Raw genomic sequence first — 15855 nt, forward strand, 5'->3', positions numbered from 1 at the left:
AAACCGCTGCACACTTTTGGGCGACACGCATTGCCGCGCCATTAACACAGTTGTTTTCGACCCGCCACGTTTGCGGCGCGAAATTTGCTGGCCGGTTTGCGGCAGAGACGGCAAATCCGGTGCGGCAGGAGCCCTAGCTTCGCGCCTGCCTGCCGTTCAAAAGGGCTTCCGTTAGCGCAATCTCAGTAAACAGCGTCCGCGCCGTGTGGTCGTTGATCTCGCCGCGGCGAAGCATGGCGCGCAAGGCGTCACGCTCGGCGGCAATGCCGGCAAGCCTCAGATCGATTTCCAGCCTGCCTGCCTCGCGCACCTCGGCGCGCGCCTCATCGGCCTCGTCGGACGCCGCGATGCGTCGCCGGTAGGCAGCGACAATGCCGTTGGCGGCGGCGAGCCGGACGCCGGGTACATCGCCCTCCTCTTCATCAGTCTGCGCGATGCTCTCGAGGTGGGCGATGGCCGCCTTCGCTGCGCCGACACGCGCCATGCGCTCCTCGGCATCGCCGGCGTCTTCGCCCGGCTCGACCAGCCCGCGCGCAATCACCGGCAAGGCCAGGCTGGCGATGACCAGGGAGCAGATGATGACGCCGGCGGCGAGGAAGATGACAAGGTCGCGCGCCGGGAATGACGAGCCGTCCGGCAGGGCCAGCGGCAGCGACAATATGCCGGCCAGCGTGATGGCGCCGCGCACACCGGCCACCGAACCGGCGAGCCGCACGCGCAGGCCGAACGGCTCGGCCTTCCGCTGGCCGACGCGCGCCGCAAACCCCGCCGCGATGTCGCCAATCCAGATCCAGACGAAGCGCAGGCCTATCAGGCACAGCGTCAGCAGCAGAACCGTCAGCACCGGCTGCAGAAGCCAATGGCGGCTGGACAGTTCGGGCGGCACCTTGCGGATGATTTCGGGAAGCTGCAGGCCAAGCACGATGAACAAAGCGCCGTTGAAGACGAAGGAAAACGTCATCCAAAGCGAGATCGTCTGCATGCGCGCCGAGACGCCGAGGAAGCGGAATATGCCGGTGCTCCCGGTCAAGAGGCCGGCGGTTACCGCCGCCAGGATACCCGAGGCGCCGAAATGCTCGGCGCCGAGATAGGCGACGAAGGGAAGCAGGATGGTGATCAGCACCTGTGCCTCGGCCGGCACGCCGCCGATGCGGTTCAAGAGTTGCAGCGCCTTGGCGGCGACGAACAATGCCGCCACGCCAGCCAGGATGCCGATCGCTACGGCGTAAACAAAACTCAGCGAGGCGGCGGCAAAGGAGAAACTGCCGGTCAATGCCGCCGCGACGGCGAAGCGGAACATGACGAGGCCCGACGCATCGTTGAGCAGCGACTCGCCTTCCAGAATGTGCATCAGCCGCGCCGGAACGACGTTCCTGTCGACGATCGAGGAGACGGCCACCGCATCGGTCGGGGACAGCACGGCCGCGAGCGCGAAGGCAACGACGAGCGGAATGCTCGGTACCAGCCAGTGCAAGGCATAGCCGAAGCCGACGATGGTGAAGAAGACGAGGCCGATGGCAAGGTCGAGGATCGGCCCGCGCAAGGCGATCAGCTCGCGCTTGGGCGCGCCGAAGGCGTCGCTGAACAGCAGCGGTGGAATGAACACCAGCAGGAACAGCTCCGGATCGATCTCGACATGGATGCCGCGCACCGGCCATGCGAGCGCGGCGCCTATGGCGATCTGCAGGACCGGCAGCGGCACCCGCACCAGCCGCACCAGCGCGCCAGACACGGCGACGAAGACGAGCACGACGAGAATGAAGATGGCGGTTTGCATGGTGCGGTTCCGGCTGTTTGCCGGACCATGCGCAATCGTCGGCCTCGCGTCCAGACAGGCCGCGGCGCGGCGATGGCCGAGACGGCGGTGCGCTTCCATGTCGACAATGCCAGGCGCAAACTCGGCGCCGTCAACCGCGCGCAAGCAGTGGCGCGGCTGGTCAACCAGCGGCTGATTTGACGCCGCCCTCCGCAAACAAAAAGGCCGCCCTTCGGCGGCCTTTCGCTAGAATTATCCGTCGCTTAGAGCGAAGATGTGATCTGGAGCTCGCTGGCGCCGTCTAGCGCGTAGACGTCGTCGCGGAACTGCACGACGCCCGGTCCGGTCGACCAGGCCGAGAGATAGAGGAAGTGCACCGGCACCGGGTTGGTGACCTGGATCGGCGTGTTCTGGCCGGTCTTGATCGCCGCCTCGAAATGCTGGCGGTCCCAGCCGGGCGTGTCGCGCAGGACCCAGGTGACGAGATCGCGCACGTTCTGGACGCGCACGCAGCCCGAGGAATCGAAGCGCATCATCTTGCCGAACAGGCTCTGCTGCGGCGTGTCGTGCATGTAGACGCCGTCCGGGCTCGGGAAGTTGATCTTGACCGACGCCATGGCGTTTTCCGAACCGGGATCCTGGCGGAACCGGTACTTGGCGGCATCATCCGTCGACCAGTCCACATTCATCGGATCGACTTCGCTGCCATCCGGCGCGAACAGGCGGATATGGCTGTTCTTCAAATAGTTGGGATCCTTCCGCATCAGCGGAATGATGTCCTTGCGCACGATCGAGACCGGCGCGTTCCAGTACGGGTTGACGATGATCTCGTTGATCTTGGAATTGACGATCGGCGTCTGACGATCGATCTTGCCGACGATGGCGGTGTGGCGAAGCACGACACGGTCGTTCTCGACGGCTTCGACCTGTGCGGCCGGAATGTCGACCAGCACGTAGCGGTTGCCCAGCGTGCCGGCCTTCTCCTTCAGCCGCTGCAGATTCGTCTGCAACTGGCCAAGCCGTATCTGCGCCGAAACGTTCATCGCGGCGTAGGTGTATTTGCCCATGGAGCCGTCGGCCGGCAAGCCGTGGCGCAACTGGAAACGCTTGACGGCCGAGTCCACATAGGAATCGAAGGCCGTCGAAATGCCGGCGCTCTGCGACAGATCGCCCGCAATCATCAGGCGCTTGCGCAACGGCACCACGTCCGGATCATCGACGCCGAGTTCCAATTTCTTGGTCGCTGGAACCTCTACCCAGCCGCCCTGCCCGACAATGCTCTGATATTGCGCGACCGCCTGCTCGGTGAACGCAACGGTCTGCGGGCTAAAGATCGGCAGCGTCGAGGCCACCTTGCCGCCTTCGCTGGCGCGGGCGTCGAACTGGTCGTCCCAATTGCCGCGGGCCGAGGATTTCAGGATATCCCCGATCACATCTTGCGCGCTCGCACGGCCGGCCACCATGGCGGCGGCGAGCAACGAGGCTCCGGAAAGGAAAAAGCGGCGGCTGGTTCTCATGGACGTTCCAGACATAGGTAGCGGTTCGATCAATTGCTGCGTCGATCATCGGGCGATCTCGCCCGCACTCTAAAATTGGCAATCTTAACAATTAGCCAACCATGGCCCGTATCACGTTGGCAGGAAAGGCACGCAGCGCGATACGGTTGCGGGTGGACGCATGGTCTTCACCACAGCATCACTGCCACCCTCGGTTCCATTGGAATATGGCGGCAACGTGGCCTTGCGCCCAATTTGGGGCGCCCGGCGTGGCGAAATGAAAGGGGCGTGGTTTTTCGGTACCGACCCACGTTGCCAGCGCTGGGACGCCTCGCGGAGGAACAGCTTCGTCCCAGCTAAGGCTGTGAGCTGGTTTTGGCCTCCAGCTCCGAACACCGTTGCAGCACCTGATACTCGGGATATCGCAATATTTTGTTGTCCGGAAGTTTGAGCAGAAGCGCGCGTCGCTTTTCCACGCTCTGCTCATCGTCCGAGCAGGTCATGTCCAGGACGACGGCGTCCAGGCCTCTGAGATTCTGGACTCTGTCGAGCGAGCACCCAACTTCCCACATGTCCACCGACTTGTCGGTGAAGGTCACTCTGGAGTCATTGTTGTCGCAGGGGCTGCTGCCTTCCATGGCGAAGGATCTTCCACCACTCCTGCGCAACGGCCGTTCCCGGTGCCAGCAGGAGCGCCGCGGCGACCGAACAGATTTTGAAGCAACTCCTTCGACCCATCATGCCTCCTTGTGTGGCGACATTAGGCATTGCGAAGGCGAAAGCAAAGCGTGCGGCATCATCAGAAAAAGGGCCGGTGCTTTCGGCACCGGCCCCTGACTGAAGGTCGCTATGTCGGCCGCGCTTCTATGGCGCGGGCCAAATCGTTGCGGCGCCTTACATCCGGTAGGCGATGGTGTCGTTCCAGAAGCGGTCGAGCCGCTGCAAGGCGCGGTTCATCTGCTTGAACTCGTCGGTGTTGATGCCGCCGACCTGTTCGATCGAGCCGACATGACGCTCATAGAGACCAGCGACGACGTCGGCCACCTCGTTGCCCTTCGGGGTCAGCGAAACACGGACCGAACGACGGTCGATGCGCGAGCGCTGGTGGTTGATGAAGCCGAGATCGACCAGCTTCTTCAGATTGTAGGAGACGTTCGAGCCGAGATAGTAGCCACGCGAGCGCAGTTCGCCGGCGGTCAGCTCGGAATTGCCGATGTTGAAGAGCAGCAGCGCCTGGATGGCGTTGATGTCGGAACGGCCGTTGCGGTCGAACTCGTCCTTGATCACGTCAAGCAGACGGCGGTGCAACCGCTCGACGAGCTGCAGCGATTCCATGTACAGGGTACGGATAGCCTCGCGGCGATCGTCGGATACGTTGGCGGTCTTCGCCGCCGGACGCGAATTGATCATTGTCTTTGCCTCTCGTTTGTCGCCCTGGTGATTTTTTGTTTTTCACCTTGATCGCGACACTATCGAATACTCATAAAATTCGACTTAAACGCTAGGGCTAACAAGAGCTTACCGGTAAGAGGTTTCGAAAGAGGCTTAACGAACGGTCACCCGAGCAAGGATAATTAACCTAAAGGCTTAGGCACCTTTCGCGGGGCTCAAATCCGGCGTTTGCCAAGTCGTCAATGCCCTCAACGGCTTAGTGCCGTACGGGGCGTTTCTGCAGCCAGATGACGACGCGAAAGACGATGTAGAGCAGCGCCACCGCCGCGTGCGAGACGACGATCAGCGGGCGATGGCCGAAAAGCTCGGGAAATCCGGCATACATGACGGTCTCGGTGACCGCGCAGATGAACCAGATCACCGGCCCCCAGGAGGCCAGCATCCACAAGCCCGCCGCGGCAAAGGGGAAAAACACGGCGAGCATCACCGCCGCCACTTGCCAATGCACGGGCATCAGGTCGAAGCGCCAGAGCGGGCCTGGGTAGAAGCCGATCAGCTTGATCCAGTAGAGGATGCCGAACAGCAGGCAGTAGCCGGCGATGACGCGCTGGAACCAGGCGAAGATCACCTCGACCGTCGAGGGCTGCAGCACGATGCGTCTCGACGTCACCTCGCTCATAGCGGCAGTTCCCGTTCACCGAGCGGGGCGAAATAGGCCTCGACATCCGCCTCGCCGACCGCATCGAGGCTTGCCGGCCGCCATTGCGGCTTCGATCCCTTGTCGATGATGGCCGCGCGGATGCCTTCGTAGAAATCGTGGCCGGCAAGCATGCGGTTGAGGATACGAAACTCCATCTTCATGCAGTCGTCCATCGACAGGGTCTGCCCGGCGCTGATCTGCCGCCAGGCAACGCGAAGGCTGGTCGGCGAACGCATGCGGATCGTCGCCAGCGTCTTTGCCGCGAACTCGTCGGTGCTTGCCGCCCGATCCAGACTGTGGACGACATCCTGCAGCGACGGCTGGTTGAAATGGCGCGATATCGCTTCCAGCGTCGGCCTGTCGGTCTCCCGCTTTGCCTGGACGAAGAAACCACGCAGCACCGATTCCGGATCGCCGGTCAGCACCAGCCGATCGAGGAAGCTTGCCTGGTCTTCGGCCTTGATGGCGTGGGTGGCCAGCCCCGACCACAGCGCATCGCCATAGCGGATGCGGTTGCCGGTCAGCGCCAGATACATGCCGAAAGAGCCGCCAAGGTCGGGCAGCAGATGGCTGGCGCCGACATCCGGGAAAAAGCCGATGCCGACCTCAGGCATGGCGAACTGGGCATTTTCTGTCATCACCCGGTGCGAGCCGTGAAAGGAAATGCCGACGCCGCCACCCATGACGATGCCGTCGATGAGCGCCACATAGGGTTTCTTGAAGCTGTTGATGCGGGCGTTCAGCCGGTACTCATCGGCAAAGAACTCCACCGGCGGCTTTCCAGCCCGGCCGGCTTCATAGATGTGCAGGATGTCGCCGCCGGCCGAAAACGCCCTGCCCTCGGCCTTGACGACGACGACGTCCACGCCGTCGTCACGCTCCCAGGCACGCAGGGCCTTGCCCAGTGCCTTGACCATGCCATGGGTGACGGCATTGAGCGCCTGCGGCCGCGTCAGCGTGACGACACCGGCTCTGCCTAGCCGCTCGAAGCGGATCTCGTCGCCGCCGCCAAAATCCATCGCCTGAGAATCCCTCCCCCGCGCCTGCGGGACTGAAAGTGCTAAAGGCGGCGCATGGGTGCGTCAATGGCAGCAGCCTGTTGCCGCGGTCTTGGCGGCCGGCCGTGGCCGATGCTACGAAGATCGCCGCCGGTGCAAGCGACGCGCCGATAGTGCGCGCGGACGGCTTCAGGGGGACAGTTGGCCATATCCGGATTTCCTCGTCCCATGCTTTTGACGATCGGGCTTATGATTGTCGGCCTTGCACCGCGCCCGGCAGTCGCCGCCACGCTGGACGAACTCTACCAGTCGCAGACCATCGTCACCGGCCAGGGCGAGGTAAACCGCCAGATAGGCTTCAGGGACTGCCTGGACCGGGTCCTGGTCAGGGTTTCAGGCGATCAGCGGTTGCCGAAAAAGTCCGAAATGGCGGCACTACGTGACAGGGCCGGCGATTTCGTCGACGCCTTCCGCTACCACGACCGGCTGGAGGGCATTCCGATCCATGACGAGCAAGGCACGCATGACCGGCCGCATGATCTGACCTGTCTCTACAAGCCCGCTACGGTCGACAAGCTGCTGGCACAGCTCGGCAGCAGGCCCTGGCTTGGCGAGCGACCGACGCTCGCCGTCTTTCTCACCACCGAGCAGGGCGCTCGGCATTTCGCGCTCAGCGCCGAAGAGGAGCGCGGCAAGACGATGCGCGAGTTCTTTCGCCAATGCCACCAATCTGCTGTTGATGCATGTCGTATTTCCGAAGGCTGCGCAGCTGGCCGACCTGGGCGAAAAAGGGCTGCGCACCGGCGACATGGCAAAGCTGGATCTACTGGCCAGACAGGCCGGGGGCGCGCAGGCGCTCGCCGGCAGCATCGTATGGAGCGACAAGGAATTCGGCTGGATCGCCGACTGGGGGCTCGCCAGCAACGGCAAGACCTATCGCTGGCAGGTGCGTGGCGTCAGCTTCGACGAGGCGTTCCGTGTGGCAATCGGAGGTGCCGCACAGATTCTTTCCGGCAATGGCCAGCCTTGACCGGATAGGCAATGGCGGGACAGCGTCCCCCTCTGCCGGCCTGGCACAATCGTGTCACATTGGTCAGCACCAACGGCTCGTGGTAAAAGCCGCCGAACGAGAGTTTTGGCCGAGAGTTTTGGCAATGAACAAATTCACCCCGACAAAGCCAGCCGGCGCGCGCAGCGTCGACGAAATCACCGGCAGCCGCCGCTTGCGCCGCATGCGCAAGGCCGACTGGTCGCGCCGCCTGGTACAGGAGAACCGGCTTACGGTCGACGATTTGATCTGGCCGATCTTCGTCGTCGAGGGCAGGCAAGTGCGCGAGCCGATCGCCGCCATGCCCGGCGTCTTCCGCCTGTCGGTCGACCTGGCCGTCAAGGAGGCCGAACGCGCGGCCAAGCTCGGCATTCCGGCACTGGCCACCTTCCCCAATGTCGACCTCGGCTTGCGCGACCAGACCGGCTCGCACATCCTCGACCCGGAAAACATCATCAACCGCGCCACCCGCGCGATCAAGGACGCGGTGCCCGGGATCGGCATCATCACCGACGCCGCGCTCGACCCGTTCACCAGCCACGGCCATGACGGCATTTTGCGCGATGGCATCATCGTCAACGACGAAACGGTCGAACAGGTCGCGGCGGCGGCCGTCATCCAGGCGGCGGCCGGCGCCGACATCATCGCGCCGTCGGACATGATGGACGGCCGCATCGGCGCCATCCGCGACGCGCTCGACGCCAATGGTTTTCAGGACGTGGCGATCATGTCCTATGCGACGAAGTTCGCCTCGGCCTTCTACGGCCCCTATCGCGAGGCGGTCGGCACCGCCGGCCTGCTCAAGGGCGACAAGAAGACCTATTACCTCGACCACGCCAATTCGGACGAGGCGGTGCGCGAGGCCGAGCAGGATATCGCCGAGGGCGCCGACATGCTGATGGTCAAGCCCGGCCTGCCCTATCTCGACATCATCCGCCGGCTGAAGGACGAATTCCAGATGCCGACCTTCGCCTACCAGGTGTCGGGCGAATATTCGATGATCAAGGCGGCGGATGCCAATGGCTGGATCGATGGCGAGAAGGCGATGCTGGAATCGCTGCTCGCCTTCAAGCGCGCCGGCAGCGACGGCATTCTGACCTATTTCGCGCCGGAAGTGGCGCGGATGCTGAAGGGGTAGCAGCGCCCTTCTGCTCCCTATCGTTTCAAAACTCCACGTCGAGTTCGATGATATCCTCGGGCTCGGCCAGTGCGTCTTGCGTCCACTCCTGCATCAGTGGCCAGGCGAGGATCGCGTCGCAATAGCCGGCGAGCGTTGCTTCGAGCTCAACCGCGTAGGTGCGAAAACGGGTGCAGACCGGCGCATACATCGCGTCGGCCACGGTCGGCGACGCGCCGAACAGCCAGGGACCGCCATAGGCCTCGAGGCATTCGGACCAGATCGTCTTGATCCGCTCCACATCCGGGCGGGCGCCGGAAAATATCTTGAAGCTCTTGTGCCGGGCCTTCAGGCTCATCGGCAGCGCCGAGCGCAAATTGTGAAAGCCTGAATGCATCTCGCCAGACACCGCGCGGCAATGCGCGCGCGCCACGCGGTCGGCCGGCAGCAGGCCTGCGCCGGGCATGGACTCGGCCAGATATTCGGCGATCGCCAGCGTGTCCCATACCGTCACTCCGTCATGGGTCAGCCGCGGCACCAGCACCGATGGCGACAGAAGCAGCAATTCCTGCCGCTGCTCGGGATCATCGATATCGATGCGCTCTTCCTCGAACTCCAGCCCGGCCATACGGCAAAGCAGCCAGCCACGCAGCGACCAGGACGAATAGTTCTTCGACGAAATCGTCAACGTCGCCGTGGTCGCCTTAGCCACGGGCGCCTTACTCATGGCCACCTTGTTCTTGGCCGCCTTCGTCATGCCGTCGACCCTCCGTGCCCTTTGCCGGCAACAATCCTCTCGCAATGCACAAAATTTTGCACTAGATTTTTTTGCACTGCCACATGGCCGCTGGGAATGGACGTATTCGATGCTGTACCAGGCCTACCAGCTACAGGACGACCTCATCGCCCCGTCGCGTTTCTTCGCCGACCTCATGCACTCGGCGATGGGCGGCATTATCTCAGGCGACAGCGTGAAACAGCGCCTGGCCGCCGGGCTGGAGATGATCGGCCGCTTCAAGCTCACCCATGCGCGGCCGGATTTCGATATCAAATCCGTCAGGGTGGGCAATCGCGACGTGCCGGTCAGCGTCGAGACGGCGCTCGGCCTGCCGTTCGGCAAGCTTCTGCGCTTCGCCAAGGATATCGATACACGCCAACCCCGGGTGGTGGTGATTGCCCCGCTGTCGGGCCATTTCTCGACGCTGCTTCGCGGTACGGTGGAAACGCTTCTGGCTGACCATGAGGTCTACATCACCGACTGGGCCAATGCTCGCGACGTGCCGCCCGCGGCCGGCCGCTTCGGGGTGGACGACTATGTCGACTACATCATCCGCTTCCTGCAGGCGATCGGCCCGGGCGCGCATATCCTGGCTGTCTGCCAGCCCTGCGTTCAGGCGCTTGCTGCCGTCGCGGTCATGTCCGAGGACAGGCACCCAGCGACACCGCGCTCGATGACGCTGATGGCGGGACCGATCGATCCGCGGGAGAGCCCGACCAAGGTCAACGAATTCGCCGTCAGCAAGTCGCTAGCCTGGTTTCAGAATTCCGTCATCTCGCGCGTGCCGTGGCGCCATGCCGGCGGCGGACGCCGGGTCTATCCGGGCTTTCTGCAGCTTGCCGCCTTCATGGCCATGAACATGGATCGGCACACGAAAGCGCACCGCAAACTGTACGACCATCTGGCCGCTGGCGAGACCGCCGAGGCCGAGAAGATCAAGACTTTCTATGACGAGTATCTGGCGGTGCTCGACCTCACCGAGGAATTCTATATCGAAACCATAGACCGCGTGTTCCAGAAGGCAGAGATCGCCACCGGGACGTACACTTTCCGTGGCAGCCTGGTCGACCCGGGCGCGATCCGCAACACCGCGCTGCTCACTGTCGAGGGCGGGCGCGATGACATTTGCGCACTCGGCCAGACTTCGGCCGCGCATGAATTGTGCCGGTCACTGCGTCCGCATCTCAAACGCCATCACCTGCAGGCCAATGTAGGCCACTATGGCGTCTTCAACGGCAAACGCTGGGAGCGCGAAATCTATCCGATCGTGCGCAATCTCATCCTGTCGATGGAATAGCTTTTCATTCGATAACCAGCGGGTTTTGCACTGACAGAACGCGGCGGCTCCGGGTATGACGCGGGCACGGCCGGAGGCGGCCGGCAGCCCGCACCGGCAAGGACTACCGCTACATGAAACCCGACCTGGAACACGAGGATGGGCGGTTGACGGTCGAGGTCATCTACCCGTTCAGCAACCACATCCGCTTCATGGAACTCACCGGCGAATAGCCTGATATCGCGGCTGTTTCGGCGGCCACCAGTGGCCACCCCAGCGCATCAATACGGAACAGTTCGGACGTCACTTGGCGACGTTGTCAGGACGTGTCTGCATCGTGAGGAACACCGCTTGTGATCTGCAATCAGTTTGCTACAAGAAAACCGATTGCAGACATAATTGGTTAGGAGGCCTTCCATGTCCAAACTTCGCGTCAACGCATTCACCTTGTCGCTCGACGGTTATGGCGCCGGTCCCGATCAGGATCTGCAAAACCCGCTCGGCATCGGTGGAGAATCCTTGCACAAGTGGTTTGTCGACACCCGCACCTTCCGTGAGATGGTGCTCGGACAAGATGGCGGCACCACCGATATCAACGAGGCGTTCGCGGCGCGCAGCTTCGAGAATGTCGGCGCCTGGATCCTTGGCCGCAACATGTTCGGGCCGATCCGCGGCGACTGGCCTGACGACAGCTGGAAAGGCTGGTGGGGCGACAACCCGCCGTACCATGTGCCGGTCTTCGTGCTGACGCACCATGAGCGGGCACCCATCACGATGGAAGGTGGCACGACCTTTTATTTTGTGACCGACGGCATCCATTCGGCGCTCGAGCAGGCGAAGGCGGCGGCTGATGGCAAGGATGTGCGCGTTGGCGGCGGCGTCGCCACCATCCGGCAATATCTGCAGGAGAAGCTGATCGACGAGATGCATCTGGCAATCTCGCCTGTGCTGCTTGGCAGGGGCGAGCACCTGTTTGCCGGCCTGGACATGCTGAAGCTGGGCTATCAATGCACCGAGCAGGTGGCGACGGCGCTTGCCACGCATGTGCTGATCAAGCGGGCGTAACGAGAGCTCTTTCTCCCCGTCACTATACGAGGAGAAATGCCCGGCAGGGCAATGAGGGGCGGCGCTGACGTTTGGAAGATTTGCGCTGCCGACGACGCCAGCGATTGCATACTGTTGAAGAATGGCCAGACTCAACTTTCGACGTTGGCGCTGCCCCTCATCCGCCCTTCGGCGTTCGTCGTTCGAAAAGCCAAGCAGTTGGCTTTTCGTCTGCTTCGCAGACCTCTCCTCACCTCCCCGTGAAACGGGGAGAAGGAAGAAACCCCTCAATACTTCTCCGGCACGTAAAGCTCGCGCGGCAGGGTCTGGCGCTCGTATTCGGGGTTGAAGACGCGTTCCGGCAGCGTGATCTCCTCGTGCGGCACCTCTTCATACGGCATCTGCTTGAGCAGATGATCGATGCAGTTCAGCCGCGCGCGCTTCTTGTCGTTGCCCTCGACGATGAACCAGGGTGCCTCAGGAATGTTGGTGCGGGCGAAGGTTTCTTCCTTGGCCTTGGTGTACTGCTCCCAGCGCACGCGCGACTGAAGATCCATCGGCGACAGCTTCCACTGCTTCATTGGATCGTGGATGCGCATCAGGAAGCGCATCTGCTGTTCCTCGTCGGTGATCGAGAACCAGTATTTCACGACAGTGATGCCCGAGCGCACCAGCATGCGTTCGAACTCCGGCACGTCGCGGAAAAATTCCTCGACCTGACCCGCATCGGCAAAGCCCATCACGCGCTCGACGCCGGAGCGGTTGTACCAGGAGCGGTCGAACAGCACGATCTCGCCGCCTGCCGGCAGATGCGGGACATAGCGCTGGAAATACCATTGCGACTTCTCGCGCTCGGTCGGCGCCGGCAGCGCCACGACGCGGCAGATGCGCGGATTGAGCCGCTGGGTGATGCGCTTGATGACGCCACCCTTGCCGGCGGAGTCGCGGCCCTCGAAAATCACCACCAGCTTCTTCTTGTGGTAGGCGACCCACGACTGCAGCTTGATCAATTCGGATTGCAAGGTGATCAGGTCGCGGAAATATTGCATGCGGTCGATCGAAGGCGGATGCGCGTTCTTGTAGATCTTGGCGATTTCCATCGACAGGGCCGGCTCCGACATTTCGAGCTCATAATCTTCGTCGAGCGTGTCTGCGAGCTCGGCTTCGAGCCAGTCCTTGGCGGGAGAATTCTGTCTTAGCTCGGTCATATCGGTCGCTCCGCTTGCAAGCCTTTCGGTTCATGTCCGGCACCCCAAACTGCTGGCCTGCGGCCTGGAATGGAAACACCTTAGCCGAATTCAATATAGGCCGGCGGTGACGGTTTTATTGCAGCCCAAGCGCGATCGCCGTTGCCACAAATCCCGCGAGGTATGATCGATCCGTCGTCCTGGCATGGCGACAAGGCGACCAAATTGTCCTACAAATCCCGGGTCGCATTCCGGGCGGCCCTTCGGCGCCCCCCAAATTCAACACAATCGCGAGGACTGACATGGAATACCGCACCCTTGGCCGTTCCGGCCTGAAGGTTTCGACGCTGACTTTGGGCACCATGACATTCGGCGGCGCAGGCCCGTTCGCCGCGGTCGGCAACAGCGATCTTGCCGAAGCCAAGCGCATGATCGACATGTGCATCGACGCCGGCATCAATCTCATCGACACCGCCAATGTCTATCGAACGGCTTGTCGGAGGAGATTATCGGCGAGGCGCTCGGCGGCAAGCGCAAGAACGACGTGCTGATCGCGTCCAAGGCACGCATGCGGATCGGCAGCGGGCCTAACGACGAAGGCCTGTCGCGCCACCATCTGATCCGTGAGTGCGAGAAGAGCCTGAAGCGGCTGAAGACCGACGTCATCGACATCTATTTCGTCCACCAGTGGGACGGCCTTACCCCGGTCGAGGAAACCATCGCCGCGCTCGACACTTTGGTCAGCCAGGGCAAGGTGCGCTATATCGGCTGCTCCAACTGGTCCGGCTGGCAAGTGATGAAGGGGCTCGCCATCAGCGACAGCCGCCACCAGCAGCGCTTCGTCACCCAGCAGATCCACTACACGCTGGAGGCCCGCGAGGCTGAATATGAACTGCTGCCGATCTCCGTCGACCAGGGACTGGCGTGCTGGTCTGGAGCCCGCTCGCCGGCGGCTTGCTGTCCGGCAAATACCACCGCGACAGCCCGACCGCACGGCAGCTCGCTGGCTGGTCGGAACCGCCGATCCGCGACGAGGACCGGCTCTGGCGGATCGTCGATGTGCTGGCCGAGATCGGCAAGGCCCGCGGCGTGTCAGCAGCACAGGTGGCGCTTGCCTGGCTGCTTGGCCGCCCCGCCGTCTCCTCGCTGGTGATCGGCGCCCGCAACGACGCCCAGCTCAAGGACAATCTCGCGGCCGCAAGTCTGGAGCTCAGCCCGGAAGAACGCCAGCGCCTCGACGCGGTCAGCCGCCCGCCCGTGCTCTACCCCTATTGGCACCAGCAATTGACGGCAAAGGATCGCTTCGGCCCCGCCGACATGGTTCTCGACCGCAGCGTCATCTGACCATGAGACCGAGGCGCGCTAGCCCTCGATGAAGCGCCAGAGTTCGGGATCGGGTTCGATCTGGCCGCTGAGCACGAAATATTTGTAGAGCACGAGCAGGGAGATCGCCTGCTCGTCTCGCTCATTGGAGAATTTCCGGCAATAGGCGTTGGCCGCGGCGATGATGCGCTCGGCCTGCGCCGGATGCCGTTCGAAATAGCGCACCTTCTCGCCGAGATCGGCGAAATCCAGATCAAGCGGCACATAATGGACATTGGCCTCGAGCTGCCGCTCCGCGAACCATGTCTCGTATGTCGGCGGCGGCATCAGGCAGAGCGACTTCGAGTTCAAGATCCATTTGAGGTTGGTCGCCACGTCATTGCCTTCGAGCGAGACGATGTAGCGGTAGCGCTGGTGCTGGCCGATGCTGAGGAAGGGCTTGGCGTATTCGGCCGGCGCGTTGGGCTTGTGCGAGCCGGCATCGCAGAACGGCAGGTCGCGCACCGCTTGCAGAAACCGTGTCCTGATCGGATTGTTGAGATCGCCGCGCCAGACCACGGCCGGCAGCTTGTCACCGAACGAGATGGCGTCGGCCGGCATCTGGAAGTGGCGGAACTTGTCGAGCTTCATGATGACCGCGTTCTGGTCGTCATCACGGATCGGCCGATCCTTCACGATCGTCGGCACTTTCGGCACATTCCTGACGTCGCCGAATTCGATGTCGATGAGCAATCCGGGGTCGAAGTAGCGGGCGAATTCCTTCAGGTCGTAATAGTACATGGTCGGCGTGAAGGGCAGCTTGCTGATGCGCATGGCATTGGCGCTGGGCGCGAAACGATCCTGCAGCTTGTTGTAGTAGTTCAACCGTCGGCGCGCAGCCTCATCGCAAAGCCTCGCCTTTTCCAGGCGAACGGCCAGCCTGCGGCGGAACAGGGCTTGTGGAACGATATCGCGCGCGGCGTTTCGCGCATAATAGAAAACCTTTGCCGACGTTCGCGCGATTGAGGCCATGATTCACTTGATCAAAACAAACAGGCAGCTCTCAACACGCTGGCGCCCGGCGTTTCCTACATCATTGTGGCGCCGATCTGGCAAGCCCCTTCGGATTTCTGAGGCAGCGCCCGCACTGTCGCTTCAGCTGTTGTGTTTGACGGCTAATGCTCCTAGGCAGGGTCAGAGCCGCAAGGCAGGACAAAAGGAGCCGATATGGCGCGAGCACCAAACTACGATCAGGAACGCAAGGAACGCGACCGGCAGAAGGCGGCGAAGAAGGCCGAGAAGCTGGCGGCCAAGGTTGCCCAGCGCGAACGTTCAAAGCCCGAGGGCGAGGTCGAGACCGAAAACCGCGGAATGACGGCAAAAGGCCCGCATATGCGGGCCTTGCCTCAATCCAGGTTGTCGCCCTGCGTCAGGCGGGCGCCTTGTCGCTGACAAAAACGTCCACTTCACGCGCCGCGGCGATGAAGGCGCGGCGGGCGTTCATCGCCGGCTTGTCGCCGGCCAGCGCGTCGTGGCAGGCCTGCAGCGCTGCGCGATGCTTGGGGCTGCGCTTGCCGGGCCAGCTGTTGAGCAGGTAATCGGAAGCCTCACGGGCCGTGCGCAGGAGCTGGGTGCTTCCTGCCGTGACGGACTTGACGGTCACGGGTGTTTCAAATCGGTTGTTTTCCATCGCCGCTCTTACGCCATCGGCATCCGCGAAGCGAGGCCGAAAGTGTGCTTCGCGTCAGACGCCGCCTCTTT

At 62.7% G+C, this 15855-nt stretch carries 16 protein-coding genes and 2 pseudogenes; 8 read left to right on the forward strand and 10 right to left on the reverse strand.

The genetic code is table 11. The features are described from left to right. Positions 1 to 133: 133 nt before the first annotated feature. From AC0V8S_RS26475 to AC0V8S_RS26500, 6 genes are all read right to left on the reverse strand, one after another. Entirely contained in the window at positions 134 to 1777 is a 1644-nt protein-coding gene (locus AC0V8S_RS26475) for a Na+/H+ antiporter (RefSeq protein WP_475434346.1), read from the reverse strand. A 242-nt stretch (positions 1778 to 2019) separates the two neighbouring features. Then, positions 2020 to 3273, reverse strand: a complete 1254-nt coding sequence (locus AC0V8S_RS26480) for a L,D-transpeptidase family protein (RefSeq protein ID WP_475434348.1) — start codon at positions 3271 to 3273, stop codon at positions 2020 to 2022. A gap of 335 nt (positions 3274 to 3608) precedes the next feature. Next, positions 3609 to 3890 (reverse strand): hypothetical protein, encoded by a 282-nt coding sequence (locus AC0V8S_RS26485; RefSeq protein ID WP_475434350.1) that lies wholly within the window; start codon positions 3888 to 3890, stop codon positions 3609 to 3611. A gap of 256 nt (positions 3891 to 4146) precedes the next feature. After that, positions 4147 to 4662: a transcriptional regulator LdtR gene (gene ldtR / locus AC0V8S_RS26490; protein ID WP_095201593.1), complete on the reverse strand. Its 516-nt coding sequence runs from the start codon at positions 4660 to 4662 to the stop codon at positions 4147 to 4149. Positions 4663 to 4900: 238 nt separating this feature from the next. After that, entirely contained in the window at positions 4901 to 5323 is a 423-nt protein-coding gene (locus AC0V8S_RS26495) for a DUF6163 family protein (protein WP_095201594.1), read from the reverse strand. Further along, positions 5320 to 6363, reverse strand: a complete 1044-nt coding sequence (locus tag AC0V8S_RS26500) for an enoyl-CoA hydratase/isomerase family protein (protein WP_475434352.1) — start codon at positions 6361 to 6363, stop codon at positions 5320 to 5322. Before AC0V8S_RS26500 ends, AC0V8S_RS26495 begins: the two co-directional genes overlap by 4 nt. Positions 6364 to 6591: 228 nt before the next feature. Between AC0V8S_RS26500 and AC0V8S_RS26505 the strand changes: the two are divergent. The 3 genes and pseudogenes from AC0V8S_RS26505 to hemB all read left to right on the forward strand — a co-directional run. Continuing rightward, positions 6592 to 6966, forward strand: a pseudogene (locus tag AC0V8S_RS26505) (DUF2066 domain-containing protein); the annotation flags it as partial. 112 nt (positions 6967 to 7078) lie between these two features. Then, positions 7079 to 7372 carry a hypothetical protein gene (locus AC0V8S_RS26510; protein ID WP_475438767.1) on the forward strand — a complete coding sequence of 98 codons (294 nt, stop codon included), beginning with the start codon at positions 7079 to 7081 and terminating at the stop codon, positions 7370 to 7372. 124 nt (positions 7373 to 7496) lie between these two features. Continuing rightward, a complete protein-coding gene (gene hemB, locus AC0V8S_RS26515) occupies positions 7497 to 8528 on the forward strand; it encodes a porphobilinogen synthase (protein ID WP_475434354.1) in 1032 nt (343 codons plus the stop codon). A 25-nt stretch (positions 8529 to 8553) separates the two neighbouring features. On the opposite strand, the gene AC0V8S_RS26520 is transcribed toward hemB, so the two are convergent. Continuing rightward, positions 8554 to 9234, reverse strand: coding sequence for a glutathione S-transferase family protein (locus tag AC0V8S_RS26520; protein WP_475438702.1), 681 nt, complete (start codon positions 9232 to 9234; stop codon positions 8554 to 8556). 139 nt (positions 9235 to 9373) lie between these two features. Between AC0V8S_RS26520 and AC0V8S_RS26525 the strand changes: the two genes are divergently transcribed. The 3 genes from AC0V8S_RS26525 (at position 9374) to AC0V8S_RS26535 (ending at position 11626) form a co-directional block, all read left to right on the forward strand. Continuing rightward, entirely contained in the window at positions 9374 to 10582 is a 1209-nt protein-coding gene (locus AC0V8S_RS26525) for a polyhydroxyalkanoate depolymerase (protein ID WP_475434355.1), read from the forward strand. A gap of 113 nt (positions 10583 to 10695) precedes the next feature. Further along, a complete protein-coding gene (locus AC0V8S_RS26530) occupies positions 10696 to 10794 on the forward strand; it encodes a hypothetical protein (protein ID WP_475434356.1) in 99 nt (32 codons plus the stop codon). A gap of 184 nt (positions 10795 to 10978) precedes the next feature. Beyond that, positions 10979 to 11626, forward strand: coding sequence for a dihydrofolate reductase family protein (locus tag AC0V8S_RS26535; protein WP_475434357.1), 648 nt, complete (start codon positions 10979 to 10981; stop codon positions 11624 to 11626). A gap of 266 nt (positions 11627 to 11892) precedes the next feature. Here the strand turns inward: AC0V8S_RS26535 and ppk2 are convergent, their stop codons facing one another. Next, positions 11893 to 12813 carry a polyphosphate kinase 2 gene (gene ppk2, locus AC0V8S_RS26540; protein WP_044550210.1) on the reverse strand — a complete coding sequence of 307 codons (921 nt, stop codon included), beginning with the start codon at positions 12811 to 12813 and terminating at the stop codon, positions 11893 to 11895. Positions 12814 to 13094: 281 nt separating this feature from the next. Here ppk2 and AC0V8S_RS26545 point away from each other — a divergent pair. Next, positions 13095 to 14136: pseudogene (locus AC0V8S_RS26545) on the forward strand (aldo/keto reductase). Between the two features lie 18 nt (positions 14137 to 14154). On the opposite strand, the gene AC0V8S_RS26550 reads toward AC0V8S_RS26545, so the two are convergent. Next, complete coding sequence (locus tag AC0V8S_RS26550; protein ID WP_475434359.1) at positions 14155 to 15126, reverse strand: glycosyl transferase family 90; 972 nt, start codon at positions 15124 to 15126, stop codon at positions 14155 to 14157. Between the two features lie 195 nt (positions 15127 to 15321). On the opposite strand from AC0V8S_RS26550, the gene AC0V8S_RS26555 reads away from it, so the two are divergent. Next, complete coding sequence (locus AC0V8S_RS26555; RefSeq protein ID WP_475438768.1) at positions 15322 to 15546, forward strand: hypothetical protein; 225 nt, start codon at positions 15322 to 15324, stop codon at positions 15544 to 15546. Here the strand turns inward: AC0V8S_RS26555 and AC0V8S_RS26560 are convergent. Next, a complete protein-coding gene (locus AC0V8S_RS26560; protein WP_027028494.1) occupies positions 15524 to 15784 on the reverse strand; it encodes a DUF982 domain-containing protein in 261 nt (86 codons plus the stop codon). The two genes, AC0V8S_RS26555 and AC0V8S_RS26560, sit on opposite strands and share 23 nt — an antisense overlap. Between the last annotated feature and the right edge of the window lie 71 nt (positions 15785 to 15855).

This window comes from Mesorhizobium oxytropidicola (genome assembly GCF_056174625.1).